Source organism: Bradyrhizobium sp. Y36 (assembly GCF_002531575.1).
Lineage (GTDB): Bacteria > Pseudomonadota > Alphaproteobacteria > Rhizobiales > Xanthobacteraceae > Bradyrhizobium.
Genome location: NZ_NWTI01000003.1, coordinates 198543 through 217361, shown reverse-complemented (window position 1 = coordinate 217361; position 18819 = coordinate 198543). Strand labels below are relative to the sequence as shown.

19 protein-coding genes are annotated in these 18819 nt (G+C 66.0%); 11 read left to right on the top strand and 8 right to left on the bottom strand.

From position 1 onward, the window contains the following. Positions 1-6: 6 nt before the first annotated feature. Complete coding sequence (locus CO669_RS07760; RefSeq protein ID WP_143278642.1) at positions 7-2085, bottom strand: NosR/NirI family protein; 2079 nt, start codon at positions 2083-2085, stop codon at positions 7-9. 191 nt (positions 2086-2276) lie between these two features. Here CO669_RS07760 and CO669_RS07755 point away from each other — a divergent pair, with 191 nt between their 5' ends. The 11 genes from CO669_RS07755 (at position 2277) to CO669_RS07705 (ending at position 12336) form a co-directional block, all read left to right on the top strand. After that, positions 2277-3995, top strand: coding sequence for a nitrite reductase (locus tag CO669_RS07755; protein ID WP_198963890.1), 1719 nt, complete (start codon positions 2277-2279; stop codon positions 3993-3995). A 74-nt stretch (positions 3996-4069) separates the two neighbouring features. After that, on the top strand, positions 4070-4849 hold the full coding sequence (cobA, locus tag CO669_RS07750) for a uroporphyrinogen-III C-methyltransferase (RefSeq protein WP_198963889.1): 780 nt from the start codon (positions 4070-4072) through the stop codon (positions 4847-4849). After that, positions 4839-5150 carry a c-type cytochrome gene (locus CO669_RS07745; protein ID WP_245444220.1) on the top strand — a complete coding sequence of 104 codons (312 nt, stop codon included), beginning with the start codon at positions 4839-4841 and terminating at the stop codon, positions 5148-5150. Before cobA ends, CO669_RS07745 begins: the two co-directional genes overlap by 11 nt. Next, a complete protein-coding gene (locus tag CO669_RS07740; RefSeq protein ID WP_097659191.1) occupies positions 5147-6322 on the top strand; it encodes a cytochrome D1 domain-containing protein in 1176 nt (391 codons plus the stop codon). The genes CO669_RS07745 and CO669_RS07740 overlap by 4 nt, the downstream gene beginning before the upstream one ends. Then, a complete protein-coding gene (gene ahbB / locus CO669_RS07735; protein ID WP_097659190.1) occupies positions 6319-7302 on the top strand; it encodes a siroheme decarboxylase subunit beta in 984 nt (327 codons plus the stop codon). The genes CO669_RS07740 and ahbB (CO669_RS07735) overlap by 4 nt, the downstream gene beginning before the upstream one ends. Next, complete coding sequence (locus CO669_RS07730) at positions 7302-7754, top strand: Lrp/AsnC family transcriptional regulator (protein WP_097659189.1); 453 nt, start codon at positions 7302-7304, stop codon at positions 7752-7754. The genes ahbB (CO669_RS07735) and CO669_RS07730 overlap by 1 nt, the downstream gene beginning before the upstream one ends. A 2-nt stretch (positions 7755-7756) precedes the next feature. Continuing rightward, positions 7757-8233 (top strand): siroheme decarboxylase subunit beta, encoded by a 477-nt coding sequence (gene ahbB, locus CO669_RS07725; RefSeq protein ID WP_097659188.1) that lies wholly within the window; start codon positions 7757-7759, stop codon positions 8231-8233. A 12-nt stretch (positions 8234-8245) separates the two neighbouring features. Then, positions 8246-9454 carry a heme d1 biosynthesis radical SAM protein NirJ gene (gene nirJ, locus CO669_RS07720; protein WP_097659187.1) on the top strand — a complete coding sequence of 403 codons (1209 nt, stop codon included), beginning with the start codon at positions 8246-8248 and terminating at the stop codon, positions 9452-9454. Beyond that, complete coding sequence (locus CO669_RS07715) at positions 9432-10997, top strand: nitrite reductase (RefSeq protein ID WP_097659186.1); 1566 nt, start codon at positions 9432-9434, stop codon at positions 10995-10997. The genes nirJ and CO669_RS07715 overlap by 23 nt, the downstream gene beginning before the upstream one ends. After that, positions 10981-11802 carry a CbiX/SirB N-terminal domain-containing protein gene (locus tag CO669_RS07710; protein ID WP_097659185.1) on the top strand — a complete coding sequence of 274 codons (822 nt, stop codon included), beginning with the start codon at positions 10981-10983 and terminating at the stop codon, positions 11800-11802. The genes CO669_RS07715 and CO669_RS07710 overlap by 17 nt, the downstream gene beginning before the upstream one ends. 30 nt (positions 11803-11832) lie before the next feature. Beyond that, positions 11833-12336: a DUF2249 domain-containing protein gene (locus CO669_RS07705; protein ID WP_097659184.1), complete on the top strand. Its 504-nt coding sequence runs from the start codon at positions 11833-11835 to the stop codon at positions 12334-12336. A gap of 1069 nt (positions 12337-13405) precedes the next feature. Here CO669_RS07705 and CO669_RS07695 read toward each other — a convergent pair. From CO669_RS07695 to CO669_RS07665, 7 genes are all read right to left on the bottom strand, one after another. Further along, a complete protein-coding gene (locus tag CO669_RS07695; RefSeq protein WP_097659183.1) occupies positions 13406-14308 on the bottom strand; it encodes an HD domain-containing protein in 903 nt (300 codons plus the stop codon). Positions 14309-14386: 78 nt separating this feature from the next. Next, complete coding sequence (locus tag CO669_RS07690) at positions 14387-14863, bottom strand: type III secretion system chaperone (RefSeq protein WP_097659182.1); 477 nt, start codon at positions 14861-14863, stop codon at positions 14387-14389. Between the two features lie 118 nt (positions 14864-14981). Further along, positions 14982-15779 carry a hypothetical protein gene (locus CO669_RS07685; protein WP_097659181.1) on the bottom strand — a complete coding sequence of 266 codons (798 nt, stop codon included), beginning with the start codon at positions 15777-15779 and terminating at the stop codon, positions 14982-14984. A 30-nt stretch (positions 15780-15809) separates the two neighbouring features. Next, the gene (locus tag CO669_RS07680) at positions 15810-16787 is read right to left on the bottom strand and encodes a hypothetical protein (RefSeq protein WP_097659180.1); all 978 of its coding nucleotides are present in this window, start codon (positions 16785-16787) and stop codon (positions 15810-15812) included. A 32-nt stretch (positions 16788-16819) separates the two neighbouring features. Continuing rightward, entirely contained in the window at positions 16820-17401 is a 582-nt protein-coding gene (locus CO669_RS07675; protein ID WP_097659179.1) for a hypothetical protein, read from the bottom strand. Between the two features lie 162 nt (positions 17402-17563). After that, positions 17564-18211, bottom strand: a complete 648-nt coding sequence (locus CO669_RS07670) for a hypothetical protein (protein ID WP_143278641.1) — start codon at positions 18209-18211, stop codon at positions 17564-17566. 21 nt (positions 18212-18232) lie between these two features. After that, positions 18233-18787, bottom strand: a complete 555-nt coding sequence (locus CO669_RS07665; RefSeq protein ID WP_143278640.1) for a hypothetical protein — start codon at positions 18785-18787, stop codon at positions 18233-18235. Between the last annotated feature and the right edge of the window lie 32 nt (positions 18788-18819).

Genomic DNA, 18819 nt, shown 5'->3' with positions numbered 1-18819 from the left:
GTGTCCTCACGACGGCTGGGAAGGGGCTTGCGGCAGCGGCTGGCGCCGTTGTGCGCGCTTCTTCAGGTGGAGGCAGACGTCCTGGTCGAAATAATTGGCCTGGCACTTCAGGCAATAGATGCATTCGTTGGGATTGATCTGGCCGAGCGGATGAATCGCCTGCACCGTGCAGCGCCGTGCGCAGACGTGGCATTCCGCGCCGCATTCGCGGTAGCGCTTGAGCCATTCGAACATCCGCATCCGGGCGGGAATCGCGAGTGCCGCGCCGAGCGGGCAAAGATAGCGGCAGTAGAAGCGCTCGACGAACAGGCCGGCGAGCAGCAGCAATCCGGCGTAGACGCCGAACGGCCATTCCCGCAGGAACTTCATGGTGATCGCGGTCTTGAACGGCTCGACCTCCGCGAGCTGGAACGCGGTCAGGATCGAGCGCAGCGAGATCGCCAGGATGGCGACGAAGAGGACATATTTGATCATCCACAGCCGCTCGTGCAGCCCGAACGGAATCTCGATCTGCTTGATGCCGAGCCTGCGCGCGAGCTGATTGGTCAGCTCCTGCAACGTGCCGAACGGGCAGAGCCAGCCGCAGAACACGCCGCGGCCCCAGAACAGCATGCTGAAGGCGACGAAGCTCCAGAGCAGGAACACCAGAGGATCGAGCAGGAAGAGCTCCCAGCGGAAGCCGGAGAGCAGGGCGTGTATGAAGGTCAGGACGTTGACGACCGAGAGCTGCGCGTTGGCGATGAAGCCGAGGAACACCAGCGTCAGGAGCAGATAGCCTGTGCGGAGCCGATAGTAGAACACGCCGTGGGCCGTCACGGTGTCCTGGAAGATCAGGATCGCCGCCAGCACCGTCAGCATCGCGCCGAGCACGCCGATCTCATAGCGCCGCGCCCACCAGATCTCCTGCCACACCGTCTGCACCGGAGCGGGGGCGGCCGTGGTCGACGCCGCGGGCGGCTCGGCGGGCGCGGCGATCAGGTAACGCTCGGGAATGCGATAGTCGAGCGAGATCACGGCAGGAGCGCTCGGCGCGGCGCCGGCGCCGAGATCGACGTCGAGCCGGAATGGTTTGGTGGAATCAAAGCCGCTCGCCTGCGGGATACGGAACACGGCGACCTCGCGCAGCTCCGGCGCGCCGGCCGCGTGCAGCGACTCGACCGCGGTATGATCGGCGGGCTTGAGACGCAGCGTGCGCGAGCCCTGGACGATCTCGATGCGGGTGAAGGTCCCGGCCTGGCGCCATTCGGTGCCCTTGAACGAATAGAGTCCGGACGCGCCGATCAGAAGCAGATCGTCCTCGGGACCGATCTTGGCCGTCTCGCTCTCGTAAATGCGCTGGCCGAGCAGGCTCTCGCCGATCGGCGGCGGCGTGGCGAGTGCCATCCAGAGATCGATGAAGGCCTTGTCGGGTTCGTTGTCCCGCGTCCCGAGCAGCCTTGCCGCTTCGCCGCGGCTCACCAGCCGCCTCTGCACCGCGCCCTCGGCGAGCAGCGAGGCCCAGGACGACCGGCGCAGGGTTTCACGGTCGAGCCGCGCGGCCCGCTCGGGCGCACTGGTCCGGCTGCGCAGCACGGCGCGCGCCGAGCGTACGATCGCATCGCGAATCACCGTGCTCGTGATGGTCGCGCCGGCGACGGCGTGCGGGCCACGCGCGGACTCGCCAGCGGATGTGAACGTGGTGCTGCCGCGCACGTCGAAGCCGCGGAAATTGGCGACATAGGCGGCCAGCGCGTCGCGGGGAATTCCGATCACGAGGATCGGCTCTTCATGCGCGACGATCTCGGCGCCGGCGACAATGCCGCCGGGCGTCACCGCCGCGACGATATCGAGCGGCCGGCCGGCATAGCCGACGGAGCCGGAGACATCGAGACTTGAAAAGGCGTAGCCGAGCAGGCGTCCGTCCGCAGCCCGCACCAGAGCCGCCGGAGGCTTGCCATCGGCACGCTCGATCACGACGGGCTCGGCGAAGAACTTGGCGGCGATGCCGAGGTCGGCTGCGTGTGCGCTGCCGAACATCACGGAGAGCGCCGCCAGTGCGGACAGGGCCTGCCGTGCAGCGGCGGAGATGATTCCAGACGATCGCATGCGACGGATGAGGCAGCGTTGCGGGGCGAGCGCATTGAGGTGGATCAATGTTTCGATTGACCGCGGTCAAGGAGAATTCGTCGAAATCCCTGCATAAGGCCTCCATCGGATTCTCATGCTGGAGGAATGTAATGCGAGGCCGAGCTTCTCTATTTCCAAGACTTGCGGGCGGCATTGCCGCAGCGAGTCTCTTGCTTCTGGGTGCGACGACGGCCGGCTACGCGCAGCAGCAGGCGCCGAAACCTGCCGATGTCGAGCAGCACAAGACCACGCCGGGCGGCCAGTACCAGCCGAGCCTGGACGTTCTCGGCAAGGGCGCGACCGAGCAGCCCGGCACCAAGCCGGGCGATCCCAACCTCACCAAGGCCGAGTTCGACAAGGCCAACCAGATCTATTTCGAACGTTGCGCCGGCTGCCACGGCGTGCTCCGCAAGGGCGCGACCGGCAAGCCGCTGACGCCCGATCTCACCAAGAAGCTCGGCTTCGACTATCTGCGTGACTTCATCACCTATGGTTCGCCCGGCGGCATGCCGAACTGGGGCACCTCTGGCCAGCTCGAGACGGCCGACATCGACCTGATGGCCCGCTACCTCCTGAACACCCCGGCACAGCCGCCGGAGTTCGGGATGAAGGAAATCAAGGACAGCTGGAAGGTCCTGGTTCCGGTCGCGCAGCGGCCGACCAAGAAGATGAACAAGCTCGACATCGACAATCTGTTCTCGGTGACGCTGCGTGACGCCGGCGAAATCGCGTTGATCGACGGCAACACCAAGAAGATCGAGCACATCCTGAAGTCCGGCTATGCCGTGCACATCTCGCGCATGTCGGCATCGGGGCGCTACCTCTACATCATCGGGCGCGACTCCAAGCTCAACCTGATCGATCTCTGGATGGACCCGCCGCAGACGGTTGCCGAGCTGAAGATCGGCACCGAGGCGCGTTCGGTCGAAACCTCGAAGTTCAAGGGCTACGAGGACAAGTTTGCGATCGCCGGAGCCTACTGGCCGCCGCAATACGTGCTGATGGACGGTGCCACGCTCGAGCCGATCAAGGTGGTCTCGACCCGCGGCATGACCGAGGATACGCAGGAGTATCACCCCGAGCCGCGCGTTGCCTCCATCGTGGCCTCGCACTTCAAGCCGGAGTTCGTGGTCAACGTGAAGGAGACCGGTCAGGTCCTGCTCGTCAACTATCAGGATCTCAAGAACCTGAAGGTGACGTCGATCGAGGCCGAGCGCTTCCTGCATGACGGCGGCTTCGACAAGACCGGGCGCTACTTCCTGGTCGCGGCGAACGCCCGCCACAAGGTCGCGATCGTCGACACCAAGGAGGACAAGCTGGTCGGCGTCGTCGAAACCGGCGGCCAGACCCCGCATCCCGGACGCGGTGCCAATCTCGAGCATCCGAAGTTCGGGCCGGTGTGGGCGACGAGCCATCTCGGCAACGAGACGATCTCCTTCATCGGCACCGATCCCGAGAAGCACAAGCAGTTCGCCTGGAAGGTTGTGCAGACGGTCGACGGGCAGGGCGGCGGATCGCTCTTCATCAAGACGCATCCGAAGTCGGAGAACCTCTACGTCGACACGCCCTTGAACACGGACGCCGAGATCTCCTCGTCGGTCGCGGTGTTCAAGATCAAGGACCTCGCCAAGGAGAAGCCGACCTACAAGGTGCTGCCGATCGGTCAGTGGTCCGGCATCTCGGAAGGCGCCCGCCGCGTGGTGCAGGGCGAGTACAACAAGGACGGCACGGAGATCTGGTTCTCCGTCTGGAACAACAAGGCGCAGGACTCGGCGATCGTGGTCGTCGACGACAAGACCTTGACCTTGAAGACGGTCATTCGTGACCGGCGTCTGGTCACCCCGACCGGCAAGTTCAACGTCTTCAACACGCGTAACGACGTCTACTGACAAGCATGGGCTGGTGCGGCGAGCGATCGCCGCACCAGCCAGCCTTTTCGCGATGGTTTTCGGCGGAGCGCATCATGGCTGTTGGAAAGGTCTATCTCGTCGGCGCCGGTCCCGGTGATCCCGAGCTGCTCACGCTGAAGGCGGTCCGCGCCATCGGCGAGGCCGACGTCGTCGTCTATGACCGCCTGGTGCCGCCGAGCATTCTGGCGACGATTGCGGACGGGGTGCTCCAGATCAATGTCGGCAAGCAGGCGGCCCACCACCCGGTGCCGCAGGAAGAAATCAACGAGATGCTGGTCCGCCTGGCGCGCGCCGGCCGCACGGTGGTCCGGCTCAAGGGCGGCGACCCCTTCATTTTCGGGCGCGGCTCGGAGGAAGCAGCCGAGCTCGATCTCGCAGGCGTTCCCTATGAGGTGGTGCCGGGAATCACCGCGGCGCAGGGCTGCGCCGCCGCTGCCCGGATGCCGCTGACGCATCGCGGCCTCGCTTCCGGCGTGCGCTATGTGGCCGGCCATCGCAAGGCCAACGAACCGCTCGATCTCGACTGGAAGAGCCTCGCCGATCCCGACACCACGCTCGTCGTCTATATGGGCCTTGCCAATATCGACGAGATCGTCGGCAATTTGATCGCGCAGGGCCTGCCGGGAACCACGCCGGTCCTTGCGGTGTGTCAAGGTACGACGGCGCAAGAGAGCCGAGTATGTGCGCCTCTGGAGGCGCTTCCGGTCGCTCTGAAAGACGCCTCCTTCAGCGGTCCCGTCCTTTTCGTCATCGGAAAGGTCGCGGCGATCGCGCAGGAACGGAGCGCGCGGAGCGATGCGGCAATTTGCGAGGCGATTTCAGTTGTGGCCTAGCGTCGCCCTGGCATCGGCCGTTGCGATCGGGCCGGCCGCCGCGGGCGACGCAGATATCGACTCCACAAGGCTTGCCAATCTGGTGCGGCAGGACTGCGGCTCCTGCCACGGGCTGACGCTGAAGGGCGGTCTCGGCAAGCCGCTGACGCCGGATCATTTGAGCGCCTGGAGCCGCGAGCAGCTCGTCAGCATCGTGCTCGACGGCGTGCCGGGCACGCCGATGCCGCCCTGGCGTCCATTATTGAGCGAAGCCGACGTGCGCTGGATCGTGGAGCATCTGCAGCAGGGAGATCTGCCATGAGGTTCGTGGTGCGGTGGTGTCTGGCCCTGCTGCTGCTGATGCCGGTGCTCTCGCGCGCGGATCAGCTGCGCGGCACCGGCAATCTCGGTCTCGTGGTCGAGCGCGCGACGGGCTCGGTGCTGATCGTCGATGCGACCGAACGCAAGTCGATCGGCCGCGTCGAGGGGCTCGGCGATCTCTCGCATGCCTCCGCGGTGTTCTCGCCGGACCAGCGCTACGCCTATGTCTTCGGACGCGACGGCGGCCTCACCAAGGTGGACATGCTCACGAGCACGATCGCCAGGCGCGTCGTGCAGGCCGGCAATTCGATCGGCGGCGCCATCTCGGACGACGGCGCGCTGATCGCGGTTTCGAATTACGAACCGGGCGGCGTGAAGTTCTTCGACGCCAGGACGCTCGATCCCGTCGCCAACATTCCGGCGATCGGTGCGGGCGGCAAGGCCTCGAAGACGGTCGGGCTGGTCGACCTGCCCGGACGGCGTTTTGCCTGGGCGCTGTACGACGCCGGCGAGATCTGGATCGCCGATCTCACAAACGTCGAGACTCCCGCCATCACCCGGCTGACCGATGTCGGCAAGCTGCCCTATGACGGCAACGTCACGCCCGACGGCCGCCATTATCTTGCCGGCCTGTTCGGCGAGGACGGCGTCGTGCATGTCGACACCTGGCGTGCGCCGTTGAAGGCCGAGCGCATCCTCAACGGCTATGGTCGCGGCCAGGAGGCGCTGCCGGTCTACAAGATGCCGCATCTGGAAGGGTGGGGCGCGACGGGCGACAAGCTGCTGCTTCCCGCCGTCGGCCATCACGAATTGATCGCGGTCGATCTGCGCAGCTTCGCCGAGGTCGGACGCACCGCCACCCACGGCCAGCCGGTGTTCGCCGTGGCGCGGCCCGACGGGCGCCACGTCTGGGTGAACTTCGCGCACCCCTTCAACGACACGGTCGAGATCGTCGACACCGAGACGCTGAAGGTCGTTCACCGCCTGACGCCCGGCCCGGCGGTGCTGCACATGGAGTTCACCCCGCGCGGCAACGAGGTCTGGGTCTCGGTGCGCGATGCCGACCGCATCGACGTCTACGACGCCGCCTCCTTTGCGAAGAAGACGGAAATCCCGGCGCAGAAGCCGTCCGGAATCTTCTTCACCGCGCGCGCGACAAGGATCGGACAATGACGCCAAGCTCCGTCGAACTCGCTCTCATCGATCGCTGGCAGCACGATTTTCCGCTCGTCGCGAAGCCGTTCGAGATCGTCGGCCGCTCCGCCGCGCTCGACGAGCAGGCGACGATCGGCGTCTTTCGCCGCATGCGGGAGTGCGATCTGATCTCGCGGGTCGGCGCCGTGGTGCGCCCCAACACCGTGGGCGCCAGCACGCTCGCCGCGCTCCAGGTTCCGCCCGATCAGCTCGAGCGCGTCGCCGGCATCGTCAGCCGCGAGCCGCTGGTCACGCATAATTACGAACGCGAGCACGATTTGAATCTGTGGTTCGTCATCGCCGGCGGAGACGCCCAGGCGATCAGCGACACCATCGACAGGATCGAGGCCGAGACGGCGCTGCCCGTCATGGACCTGCCGATGGTGCAGGCCTATCATCTCGGCCTCGGCTTTTCGCTGCGCGAGCCACGCGCGCAGAAGCGCCGCGCGCCGGCCGCCGGGGATTATCGTCCCGATCCGCGCGACCAGCGCATTCTCGCGGCGATCGAGAACGGGCTGCCGCTGGTCGAGCATCCCTATCTTGCGGTCGCCGATCAGCTCGCGCTCGGCCAGGACGAGGTCATCGCGCGGCTGGAGCACCTGGTCGCAGCCGGCGTGGTGACGCGTTTCGGCTGCGTGGTGCGTCACGACAAGCTCGGTTTCCGGTCGAACGCGATGGCGGTCTGGAACATCCCGGACGGGATGATCGACGATGTCGCCGCGATCTTCGCCCGTCATCCCGGCGTGACGCTGTGCTACCAGCGTCCGCCCCGGCCGCCGGTGTGGCCCTACAACCTGTTCTGCATGGTGCATGCGCGCGCGCGCGAGGAGGCCCATGCCGCGATCGACGAGCTGAACCTGCTCGCCGAGACCGGCCTGATGCCGCAGGCCGTGCTGTTCTCGAAACGCTGCTTCAAGCAGCGCGGTGCCGTGTTCTCGCGGCGTAAGGAGGCGAATTGATGCGATCGCTCGACCCGACCGAAAAGGCGATCATCAACGGCCTGCAGGGCGGCTTTCCCCTGACGCAGCGGCCTTACCGCGATGCCGGCGCGAAGCTCGGCCTCAGCGAGGGCGAAATGATCGAGGAGATCGGCAATCTGGTCGCAGGCGGTCAGCTCAGCCGGTTCGGCCCGCTCTGGAATGCGGAAGCCCTGGGCGGGGCCGTCTGTCTCGCCGCGATCGCCGTGCCGCGCGAGCGGTTCGACGAGGTCGCCGAGCGCGTCAACGCCCATCCCGAGATCGCGCACAACTATGAGCGCGATCACGAGCTCAACATGTGGTTCGTCGTGTCGACCGATGCCCCCGAGCGCGTCGACCAGGTGATTGCGCAGATCGAGCACGAGACCGGCCTTCGCGTGCGCGCCATGCCCAAGACGCGCGAATTCTTCGTCGGTTTCCGCGTGGAGGTCTAGACATGCTCGATGCCATCGATCGCAAGCTGATCGCCGCCACGCAAGGCGGGCTTCCGCTGGTCGCCGAGCCCTATCGCGCGCTCGCCGACGAGCTCGGCCTCGACGAGGCCGAAATCGTCCGTCGCCTCGCGCGGCTGCTCGAGGACGGTGCGATCCGCCGCATCGGCGCGATCCCCAACCATTACGCGCTCGGCTACACCGCCAACGGCATGTCGGTGTGGGACATCGCGGACGAGGCCGTCGCCGATATCGGCGCCAGGGTCGGCGCGCTCGATTTCGTCACGCATTGCTACGAGCGGCCGCGTCATCCGCCGCTCTGGCCCTACAATCTCTTTGCCATGGTCCATGGCCGGACGCGCGACGAGGTGCGGGCGAAGGTTGCCGAGATTGCCGTGCTGGTCGGTCCCGCCGCGCGGGCCCATGAGGTTCTGTTCTCGACCCGGATCTTGAAGAAGACCGGCCTTCGCATTGCCGCCTGACGGGAGCCGGTCATGTTTCGCCTGAGCCAATACTTACGCGAGCTGGACGAGCCGGCCGCGACCGGGCCCGTTCGGCAGCCGCCGGGACCGGTGGTGATCTGGAACCTGATCCGCCGCTGCAACCTCACCTGCAAGCACTGCTACTCGATCTCCGGCGACGTCGACTTTCCCGGCGAGCTCTCGACCGCGCAGGTCTTCGGCGTGATGGACGACCTCAAGGCGTTCCGCGTGCCGGTGCTGATCCTCTCGGGCGGCGAGCCCTTGATGCGGCGTGACATCTTCGAGATCTCGTCGCGCGCCAAGGCGATGCGGTTCTATGTCGGCCTGTCGTCCAACGGCACCCTGGTCGACGCCGCGATGGCCGACCGCATCCGTGACATCGGCTACGACTATGTCGGCATCTCGCTCGACGGCATCGGCGAGACCCATGACCGCTTCCGCCGCAAGCAGGGCGCCTATGAGGAGGCGCTGAACGGGCTGCGGCTGCTGCGCGACCGCGGCATCAAGGTCGGGGTGCGCTTCACCATGACGGAGGACAATGCGGCGGAGCTGCCGCGCCTGCTCGATCTGGTCGAGCGGGAGAGCTTTCCGAAATTCTACCTCTCGCACCTCGTCTATGCCGGCCGCGGCAACAAGAACCGCGGTGACGATGCCATGTGGCAGACCACGCGCGACCGCATGGACATGGTGATCGCGCGGGCCTGGCGCTGGGCGCAGTCGGCCAGCGAGATGGAGATCGTGACCGGCAACAACGACGCTGATGCGGTTTATCTGCTGCACTGGGCCGAACGGACCGTGCCGGATCGCGCCAGCGATCTGCGCGCGAAGCTGGTGCGCTGGGGCGGCAATTCCTCCGGCGTCAACGTCGCCAACATCGACAATCTCGGCAACGTGCACCCGGATACGATGTGGTGGCATCACACGCTCGGCAATGTGAAGACGCGGCCCTTCTCCGAGATCTGGCCCGACACCTCCGATCCGATCATGGCGGGCCTGAAGCAGAAGCCGCGCCATGTCTCCGGGCGTTGCGGCGGCTGCGCCCATTTCGACATCTGCAACGGCAACACCCGCGTGCGTGCGCAACGGATCACCGGCGATCCCTGGGCCGAAGATCCCGGCTGCTATCTCAGCGATGCCGAGATCGGCCTTGCGGCACCGGGCGAACGGGTCAAGACCAGCATCTATCGCGGAACACGTCATGAAGCGCCGTTCTCTGTTTGACCGCATTCTCGTGGCACTGGCGCTGCTCGCGCTCGCAAGTCCGGCGCGTGCCGAGCCGGATGCGCCGAAGCTGTTCGCGGACAATTGCGCCGAATGCCACGGCGCGGACCGGCTCGGCCGTCTCGGCCCCGCGCTGCTGCCGGAAAATCTCGGCCGCATGATGGGTGCGCGCGCCGCCGCGGTCATCTCGGACGGACGGACTGCGACCCAGATGCCGGGTTTTTCCAGCAAGCTCAGCAAGGACGAGATCGCCGCGCTCGCGGCCTATGTCTCATCGCCGCTGCCGGCGGTGCCTTCCTGGGGCGCGGCCGAGATCGACGCCAGCCGCGTCGTGCACGCCACGGCGCCGCCGCTGGAGCGCCCGCGTTTCGAGGCCGACCCGATGAACCTGTTCGTCGTGGTCGAAGCAGGCGATCATCACGCGACGATCCTGGACGGCGACCGCATCGAGCCATTGGCGCGCTTCCAGACGCGTTTCGCGCTGCATGGCGGCCCGAAATTCACGCCCGACGGCCGCTACGTCTTCTTCATGTCGCGCGACGGTTGGGTCAGCAAATACGACCTCTGGACGCTGACCATGCTGACGGAGGTGCGCGCCGGGATCAATGCGCGCAACATCGCGATCTCGCGCGACGGCAAGCATATCGCGGTCGCCAATTATCTGCCGCACACGCTGGTGATGCTCTCGGCGGAGGATCTGTCGGTCGAGAAGATCTTCGACGTGAAGGACCGCCTGGGGACGTCCTCGCGAGTCTCGGCGGTGTACCAAGCGCCGACGCGCAACAGCTTCATCGCGGCGCTGAAGGACGTGCCGGAGATCTGGGAGATCGCGACCGATCCGAACGCGGGCCCGGTCTATGCCGGCTTCGTGCACAGCCACGAGAAGGGCATGATCGAGGCACTGCCGTCCTCGCAAGGGCTCTTTGCGCTGCGCCGGATCGAGACCCCGGAGCCGCTCGACGACTTCTTCTTCGATCCACCCTATCGCAACCTGATCGGCTCGGCGCGCGAGGGCAGGGCCATCGTGGTCAATCTCACGGTCGGGCGCGATATCAAGCAGCTCGATCTGCCGGGGCTGCCTCATCTCGGCTCGGGCATCTCCTGGAACTGGAACGGCCGGCTGGTGATGGCGACGCCGCTTCTGAAGGCGGGCAAGATCAGCGTGCTGGACATGCAGGACTGGTCGCAGATCAAGGTGATCGAGACGCCAGGACCCGGCTTCTTCATGCGCAGCCATGAGAACACGCCCTATGCCTGGACCGACAGCATGATGGGCGCGGGCAAGGACACGCTTTCGATCATCGACAAGCGCACGCTGGAGGTGGTCCGTCGCGTCACGCCGGAACCGGGCAAGACGGCGGCGCATGTCGAATTCGACAGATATGGGCGCTATGCCCTGGTGTCGATCTGGGAAGACCAGGGCGCGCTGGTGGTCTATGATGCGGCAACTTTTGCCGAAGTGAAGCGTCTTCCGATGTCGCGCCCTTCGGGCAAATACAACGTCTGGAACAAGATCACCTTTTCCGATGGTACCAGTCATTGAGAAGCCGGGCACGGCCCCGTCGATCGCGCTGCTGCTGGCGGCCCATGGCGAGCGGCGGCCTGATGCCGGCAACAACGGCGCGTTCCAGCTTGCGCGCGCCCTGGCGTCTCGCAGTCTGGTGGCCGAGGTCGCCATCGGCTTCATCTCGGGCACACCAGGCATCCGCGAAGCCCTGGAGACGCTGACCGCCAGCCGGATCCTGGTCTACCCGCTGTTTGCGTCCAGCGGCTATTTCACCAGGGATCGTCTGGTTCAGCTTCTCGACGAAGCCAGGGGCGACGGCCGCAGCATCGACATGCTGCCGCCGCTCGGGCTCGATCCGGGCCTGCCTGATCTCCTCTGCGATCAGGCCGTGGCCTGCGCGCGCGACCACGGTTTTGCGCCGGAGGAGTGCACATTCGTCTTGCTGGCGCACGGCTCGAAGCGCAATCCGGCCTCGCGCCAGGCCACCGAGCAGGTCGCGCGCGCGATCGAGACGCGCGCGGCCTGTCGAAAGGTCGTGGTCGCTTTCCTGGAGGAGCGGCCGTCGCTTGAAGAGGCCGCGGTATCCATCAGCGGGCCCGCGATTGTCCTCGGCCTGTTCTCCGGTGAAGGCCTGCACGGCGCCAAGGATGCGCCGAAGCTGGTGGCACGGCTCGGCCGCCGCGACGTGGTGTTCGCAGGGATCATGGGCAGCGGCCCCGGCATCGAGGACCTTGTCGCGCGGGCGGTGGTCGCTGCCCTGCAGGATGCGGGAGCGGTGCAGGCCGCGGAGCCGTCGACGCTCGCGCCGGCGCCGGCCGGCTGGGCCGTTTCAGTCGATTGATGGCACGGCGTTGAAGCAGAGGGACAAGAGATGACCGACTACCTCGATGTCGATGTCCGTCCGATCCTGCGCGCTGGCGGCGAACCCTTTTCGACCATCATGGCCGCCGTGGACAGCGTCCAGCCGGGCCAGGGCATCCGGCTGTACGCGCCGTTCAAGCCGGTGCCCTTGTTCGACGTGATGGCCGGCAAAGGCTTTGCCCATTCAGCGACGGAGATCGGCGGTGGCGACTGGCAGGTGCTGTTCACGCCGTCCGGCGTACCTGCCGAGGTCCTGGCAACGAGGGCGCAGCCCAGTGCCAAATGGCCGGACTCGAAGCTGCGGCTCGATACCAGGGAGCTCGACCCGCCCGAGCCGATGACCAGGATTCTCGCCGCGGCCGAGACCTTGGGGCCCGGTGAAACACTGACGGCGTTTCTCAGCCGCGAGCCGATGTTCCTTTTCCCGCAGCTGGAGAAGAGGGGCTACAACTGGCTCGGCGGCTTTCTGCCCGATGGCGTCACCTACGAGCTGACGGTGCGGCGACCGTCGTAAGGCGTTCGGGGGCGTGTCGCGTAACTCGCAGACGCCTGCCGAGCTCTCGTAGGGTCGGCAAAGGCGCAAAGCGCCGTGTCCACGTTCTGGCTGTGTGAACCGGGAGAGCTCGTGGGCACGTCGCGCAAGAGCGCGCCTTTGCCCATCCTGCGGCACCGCCCCTGTGGTCGCGCTCTGTCAACCCGCCAGCCAAAAAATATTCCACTTTACCGAAATTCGGTTTCGGCGTATGTGTCGCCCATCCCGGCTCACTCAAGAGGGGCGATCGCGCGTCGTCACGGTTGCGAGCCGGGTTTGCGGTGGACGCGGCAGCGTCGGCACGAGATGGGACGGGCAGGGCGGGTAGTCCCTGTGAGCTCGAAACCGCGTGCGGACGAACGGCGTTGCTAGGCTTCGTCTCGTCTGTAGTTTCCGGCTCCGTCGACAGGGCCGGGAAAACTGCGGCGATAGGGCGGGCCGTGCGTACGGCAAAACCGTGTGGTCCTGGCCGTCGTTGCCACGGTCAAGCCTTTTGCGAAGATGTGCGCGAGCCCAACCGGGCAGACGGCATCATTTCAATTCGCGAGGCGAGGGAGGCCAGAAGGAAAGTTCGGCTCCCGGGAGATCACGGCATAAGCCGTCCGACCACCGCGCAGGGAAGGCCGCGTGATCGGCACCACCTGTATGCTGCTGTGCGGTTCTTCCTGCGTGTGCATTTCGCGCAGCGGACCGCGGGTGCGAGCCGGCACCCGGCCTTCCCTGCGCCCTCTTGGCTCAAGAGGGCAGCGAGACCAAACAAAGCTCGGGCGATGAGCCGCGAGAATGCGAAGCCATGTCTGCAAGCCGAGCTGCGTGCCACAAGCTCGATGTCGTAGGGTGGGCAAAGCGCAAGCGTGCCCACGTTCTGCGTGTGATTGGCGAGAATTCGTGGGCACGTCGCGCAAGAGCGCGCCTTTGCCCATCCTACGGCACCGCCGCTCCGGTCCGCAGCATCTCGCCGCCGCCTCATCCTCCGTCGTTGCGAGGAGCCTTGCGACGATGCAATCCAGAATCTGTCCGTGGAGCACCGATCGCCTTGGTGAAACCGGCGCTATGCGCCTTTGCTTGCTCGACGACACGGCAATCTGTTGGAGAACCGCCCGTTCTGCCCGAGCTGCGGGCCCATCATGCGGAGCGCGTTCTCGGCGCACAGCACATGATGATGCAGATTGGCGATCCATTGCCGGCCCGATTCCGTCAGGTTCAGATATGTCATGCCGTCGCGGATATGCGCAGAGACGGTGTTCCAGAAGAACTCCGGATATTTGTCGACGAGGTCGGCGGGGGAGGCATAGCCGAGGTGGCGGTTGCGGCCGTTCTCCTCGAATTCGTAGAACAGTGCATTCACCTTGCGCGCATACATGGGATCGCCGAGCTGGCCGATGAAGTCCGCGGCCTGAACCAGCCGAGGCAGGAAATCGGTCGTCGCGGACCTGCCGGCTGGCGCAGGTGGAAACCGGGTGAACTCGATCGCGTCGGCAATGCGGCCGGCATCGATGCCGGGAGTGTCGGCCAGCCGTTCGCGGACGAACATCTTCGAGCGGTTGACGTGACAGGCCGTCAGCGCCGCGTCGGAGGCGCCGCGGGCGAGCCTGATCCTCCGGCCATCCTCCTGTGCGACGAACTCTTCGGCGGTATCGCCGGCGAGGATGCCGCGGACATAGCCGATATCGTGGAACAGACACGCCAGGATCAGGTGCACATAGTCGGAAGGCTCGATCCGCCGCGACATCATCAGGCCGTGCAGGATGTCGCGGCCGACCATCGTCACCAGCCAGGTGTGCTCGTAATTGTGATAGAGCGCGTCGCTCCTGGCGATGCATTCGATCGCCATGCGTGCGAACGATCCGAGCTGGTCCGCCAGCGCGCCGCCGGCCGTACCGAAGGTCGCGCGAAAGTCCTTGGCGAGAAACGTTCCGAGGTTACTCGCCGCGTCGGACGGGATGGTTCTCATACGTACTCTCCGCGCAATGATTCGTTCGGCAATTCGTTCGTGCCCGGCAGATGCGGGCGGCGCTTCCGCCGCGAGGCGTCAAGGCCGGAAGATCAGAATGGTATCGTCATGGCCTTGGCTCGCCAGAGGCGCCGCCGAACGCGTCGCCTTGGGATGTCCGAGCTCGGCGGCATAGTCGACCGCCATATGCGCGACGTCGCCGATGATCTCGACCAGTCGGGTCATGGCGTCCGGCCGGCAAGGCGAGATCGCCTCGATCCTGACAGCCGGCGGCGAGGATCGGTTGTCGATGCGACAACACGCGCGCCGGTAGGGCAAAAATCGCAGGTTGGATTTAAGCAGGCGGGCGATCTCCTCGTCCATCGCGAGTGGATCGTCCGAGAGCGCGCCGACGGGACCCGAGATCACGACGTGGCGTTCGTCATGGCTCAGTGCCAGCGTAATGGAGATGCCGTCGACGCTGAGCGAGGCCTCGTCGCCGGATCGCAAACGGGGCGGCGACAGGCCGAGCGCATGCCAGAGCGTCTCGATCAGGCGACGAAATTCGTCGTTCATCGCGGGCTGTCTCTACGGCCGTCCCGCAGCAGCGCCGTGGCGGTGCGGGACGGTGGTGCGATCGTGAAGGATGTCGCCATCTTGCCTCGCGGCGTCATGCCGGTCCGGTGCCGCCGGATCAAACCAGCGCGCGAAGCTGATTGGCCTTCTCGGCCCGCATCTCCGACATGGCCTGGAACAGCTGCTGGAACTGCTGGCGCAGCCGTTCCGTCAGATCGTTGGCGTCCGCCTTGTGGGTGTTGGCCAGCTCGGCGTCGGCCGCGGCGATCTGGCCTTCCGCTTCGCGATACTTGGTATCGGCCTGGGTCTCGGATCCGATTTTGGCTGAACCGGCTGCAAGTGCGTCCGATAGGCCTTTGCCAAATGTTCGGTGGCCGCTTTCCGAGCTCCAATAGGCGCTTCCCATGGTGGCGGCGCTGCCAGCTAGCGACGTCACGAGTTGCCACGTCGAATTGCTCTCGATCTCTTTGGCCGCCGTCTTGTTGGTGGCTGCTTGGGCCAGCTGCTGCGAGCGTGCAGCCTCCATGGCCTCCTTGCGCTTCTGGAGGGCGTCGTCCTGCTGGTGATCGTTCGATTGCAGGACGGCCTTGAACAGCGCGCGTGCGGCATCCAGCGGCGACAGCGCCAATCCGGCGTCGCCGTCCGGGACGACCGCCGGGTTCAGCGCACTCGCTGCGGCGGAGAAGCGGCTCGCGGCGGCGTCGACTGCGCCGTCATACTCGGCTGCCGGGACCGCCGAGGTCGGCGCGAATGTCGACGCCACATTTCGAGGGACGGAGGCTGTGGAAGGCGGAACGGTGCTTTGCAGGTTGGAGATTCCCGACGCGGTGGCCTTGCCGCCCTTCGCGACGGGCTGGGCACCGTCCTGCAGCGGCTGGTCGAGCTGGGCGCCCGAATTTCGAATGCTCTCGATCATGGTGTGGTGTCTCCTTGCATGAATGGGGCGTCAAGCGAAGCGGACGCGCGAGGTTGCGCTTGCCTTGTTGCGCAGGGTGTCGGCGGTCTCCTCGAGGACGCGGCTCCAGCTCTCGCTCGTCGTCGTCAGGCGCTTGATGGTCTGCTGCACGTATTCGTCGATCTGCTCGAGCGTGGCCTGGGCAATCTGCTGATCGGCATGTGCCCGCTTGCTTGCCGCCTGGTGGCCGGCGTTCTGGTAATCGACGTAGGCGGCCGTCGCCTCGGCCGCCGATGCTGTGAGCTGGGCGGACAGCCGGAGGATGCCAGCTTGAAGCTCGGACGGGTTACCGCAGACGATGGTCGCCACGCCGAGCGCAATCTGCGCCGCGGCGAGCGCGATGCCAAATATCGTGTCGGCGTCGTTGGCGCCATCCTTGTCGCCGGGGCGGAACGCGAGATAGAGGTTGCCGGCCAGTCCGTGCCCTGTGGTCATGTTCAGCGTGCTGTCGGTCGCAGATATGAGACCACAGACGCCCGCAGCGATCAGCAAGGCGCCGAGCGGGCCACCGACGCCACTCGCGCTCGCGGCCACGCCGACAACGATGCTCACGACGGAAACGATCACTTCGCAGACAGTCTTGACGATATCCAGAAATCCACCGTCCGACTGCTTGGCGAGCTCGTCGATCGCCTTTTGCGCGGCCTCCAGTCGCCGCGCAACCACCTCCTGGCGGCGCTGGTCGTCGACCTTGATCTGGTCGCGGTTGGACTTGCCCAGGATATCCGCGATCTTGGCGGCCGCGACGGCACAGGTCAGCTCCGGGCTCTCCTGGTTCGGCATGAAGCCGACGAGGCTTGCGAAGGCCGCACCGAGGTCGTCGGCAACGCCGCCCGGCGGGGGCAGGTTGCCGCTGCCGACCGCGGCCGCACCGGCGACCCCGGCGCCGACCTTCGGTTCGACAGGGACGATCTGCGGCGCGACCTGTCCGGTCGAGATCGGCGAAACTGGCTTGGTGACGGCGTCCATGGCGAGCTGCTCTTGCTGATGATGGTTGATCGCTATCGCGCGGCCTGGCGGAGGCGCTGATGCGCGGAGCGCCGCTCGAGGGCATGCGCATGCATCCGCACGGCGTGCGCCGCGGCGGCGGCATTGGTGCCGCGGCTCAGCCGTTCGCCGACCGCGAAATGCGCAATCGCGCCGTCATATTCGCGGGCGGACAGCAGGCATTCGCCGAGCCGCAGATGCCCTTCCGGATTGGCGGCGTCGAGCGCGATGAAATGCACATAGAGCTTGGCGGCCAGCGCGATGTTGCCCTCGCCCTGATAGGTGAGGGCGATCGCGTAGATCACGCGTGCGTCGAGCGGCTCGAGCTGGTGCAGCATCAACATCCAGTCGCGTCCCTTCGTGACGTCGCCGGCCTGGATCATCCGGCAGCCGCGGATGAACATGGCGTCGCGCTCCTCCTGCGTGAGACCGCAGATGTCGGCCAGCGCCATGCCTTCCGACATCAGCTTGAGGATGCTCTGGGCCTTCGGCGAAAGCTCGAGCTCATCGATCAGCCGCTGCGCGATCGGAGCGGCCGCGTCCATCAGACGGCGCCATTCGGCTTCGCTCTTCGGCAGTCCATCGAGTATCGACATCGCGGTGAGGTCCTCGAACCCAGTGTCGGCATCATAAGCGAGGGGGTGCAGCGGCCGTGTCGCAGGGATTACAGCGGCGTCCTGTTTGGCGGCGTGCGCCGTTCGGATGGGCCTGTGGCGGGACACACGATCGGCGCGAGCACGAGCATTTGCCGCTTTCGACTAATCCAGTGGAAGCGGCGGCGGTTTGACGCCCAGATGATGATAGACTCTCAGTTGAAGTTGATGGGCCTGACTGGCATGACGTTGCGCCTCGTCATAGGCGTCGCTTGTCTGCTGTCGTCGCGTCCCTGTCCTGACCCGCTCGTCATAGGTCGAGCGGATATAGGCATCCGCTCGCGGCGTTCCCATGGTGACGGTGTGCCTGGCGCGCATGGCCGTCTCGAGCGCGCGCTTCGAGGCTTCAGCGGCCTCGTGCTTGGCGTCCCATGCCTTGCGCAGGTGCCGTTGCTGCCATTCGACATTCGCATCGGCCAGGTTGCGCGCTTCGGAGGCGTGACACTCGAGCGCGGGTCGGAGCAGCGCCAGCTTTTCCCGCTTGGCATCCGGCGCCAGCTTGGATTGCTCGATGGAACGCGTCGTTGCGATGTCGGTCTCGTAGACCGCAAGCGCCTCGGCCGTCGATCTGTTGAGGGCTTCGGCGACCTCGCGATCGATGTCGAAGGGCTTTGGCGCGGCAGGGGGAGGCGGCGTCGTTTGCGCCGCAATTCCGCCGGAGACCGGCTTGCCCGGCGAGGGCGCTTCCGCAACGCGGACCTGTGTTGGTACATGCACCGGCTGATTTTGTGGACGATCCACTCCGTCGCTCATCAGGTCGGCTCCGCGCGGTCGCTACCAATATTTGTCGTTGCTCAGCTTAACCGCCTCGTCCTGACGCAGTCGCGCGTCTGTATAGGTCGCGAAGGCATTCGCCGCTTTGTGTGCTGCCTCGCTGATCGCTCCTTGATCATTTCCCTTTTTCGCCTGTTCCAGCTCCCCCTTCGCCTTCTGCCACACGTCCCAGGTCCGTCGAAGGACCAGATCCTGCAGCTCCAAATTCGATCGGGTGAGCCTGGATGCCTCGGTCCAGTGATGCTCGAGATTGGGTCTGAGGCGTTCCAGTTTCTCCTGCTTCGCCGCCGGCCGCAGGTTGGAATGCTCGATCGTCTCCCATTCTTTCTTGTCCTGCTTGTAGCGCGCGACCGCATCCCTGGCCGCTCTGGCGCTGTGCTCCGCCGTTATCTCCATCTCGGTGCGGGGCTCAGGTGGAGGCGGGGGAGGCGCGCTCTTCTGCGTGGCGACCCCGCCGGAGACCGGCTTGCCGGCCGCAGGCGCTTCTGCCACCTCGATCGGCGACCGCAGGTGCACTGGTTGTTGGGATGCAGGGCTGCTGACTTCACCGCTCATTCTGTCTTCTCCCCCCGTTGCGTCGGTTGGCT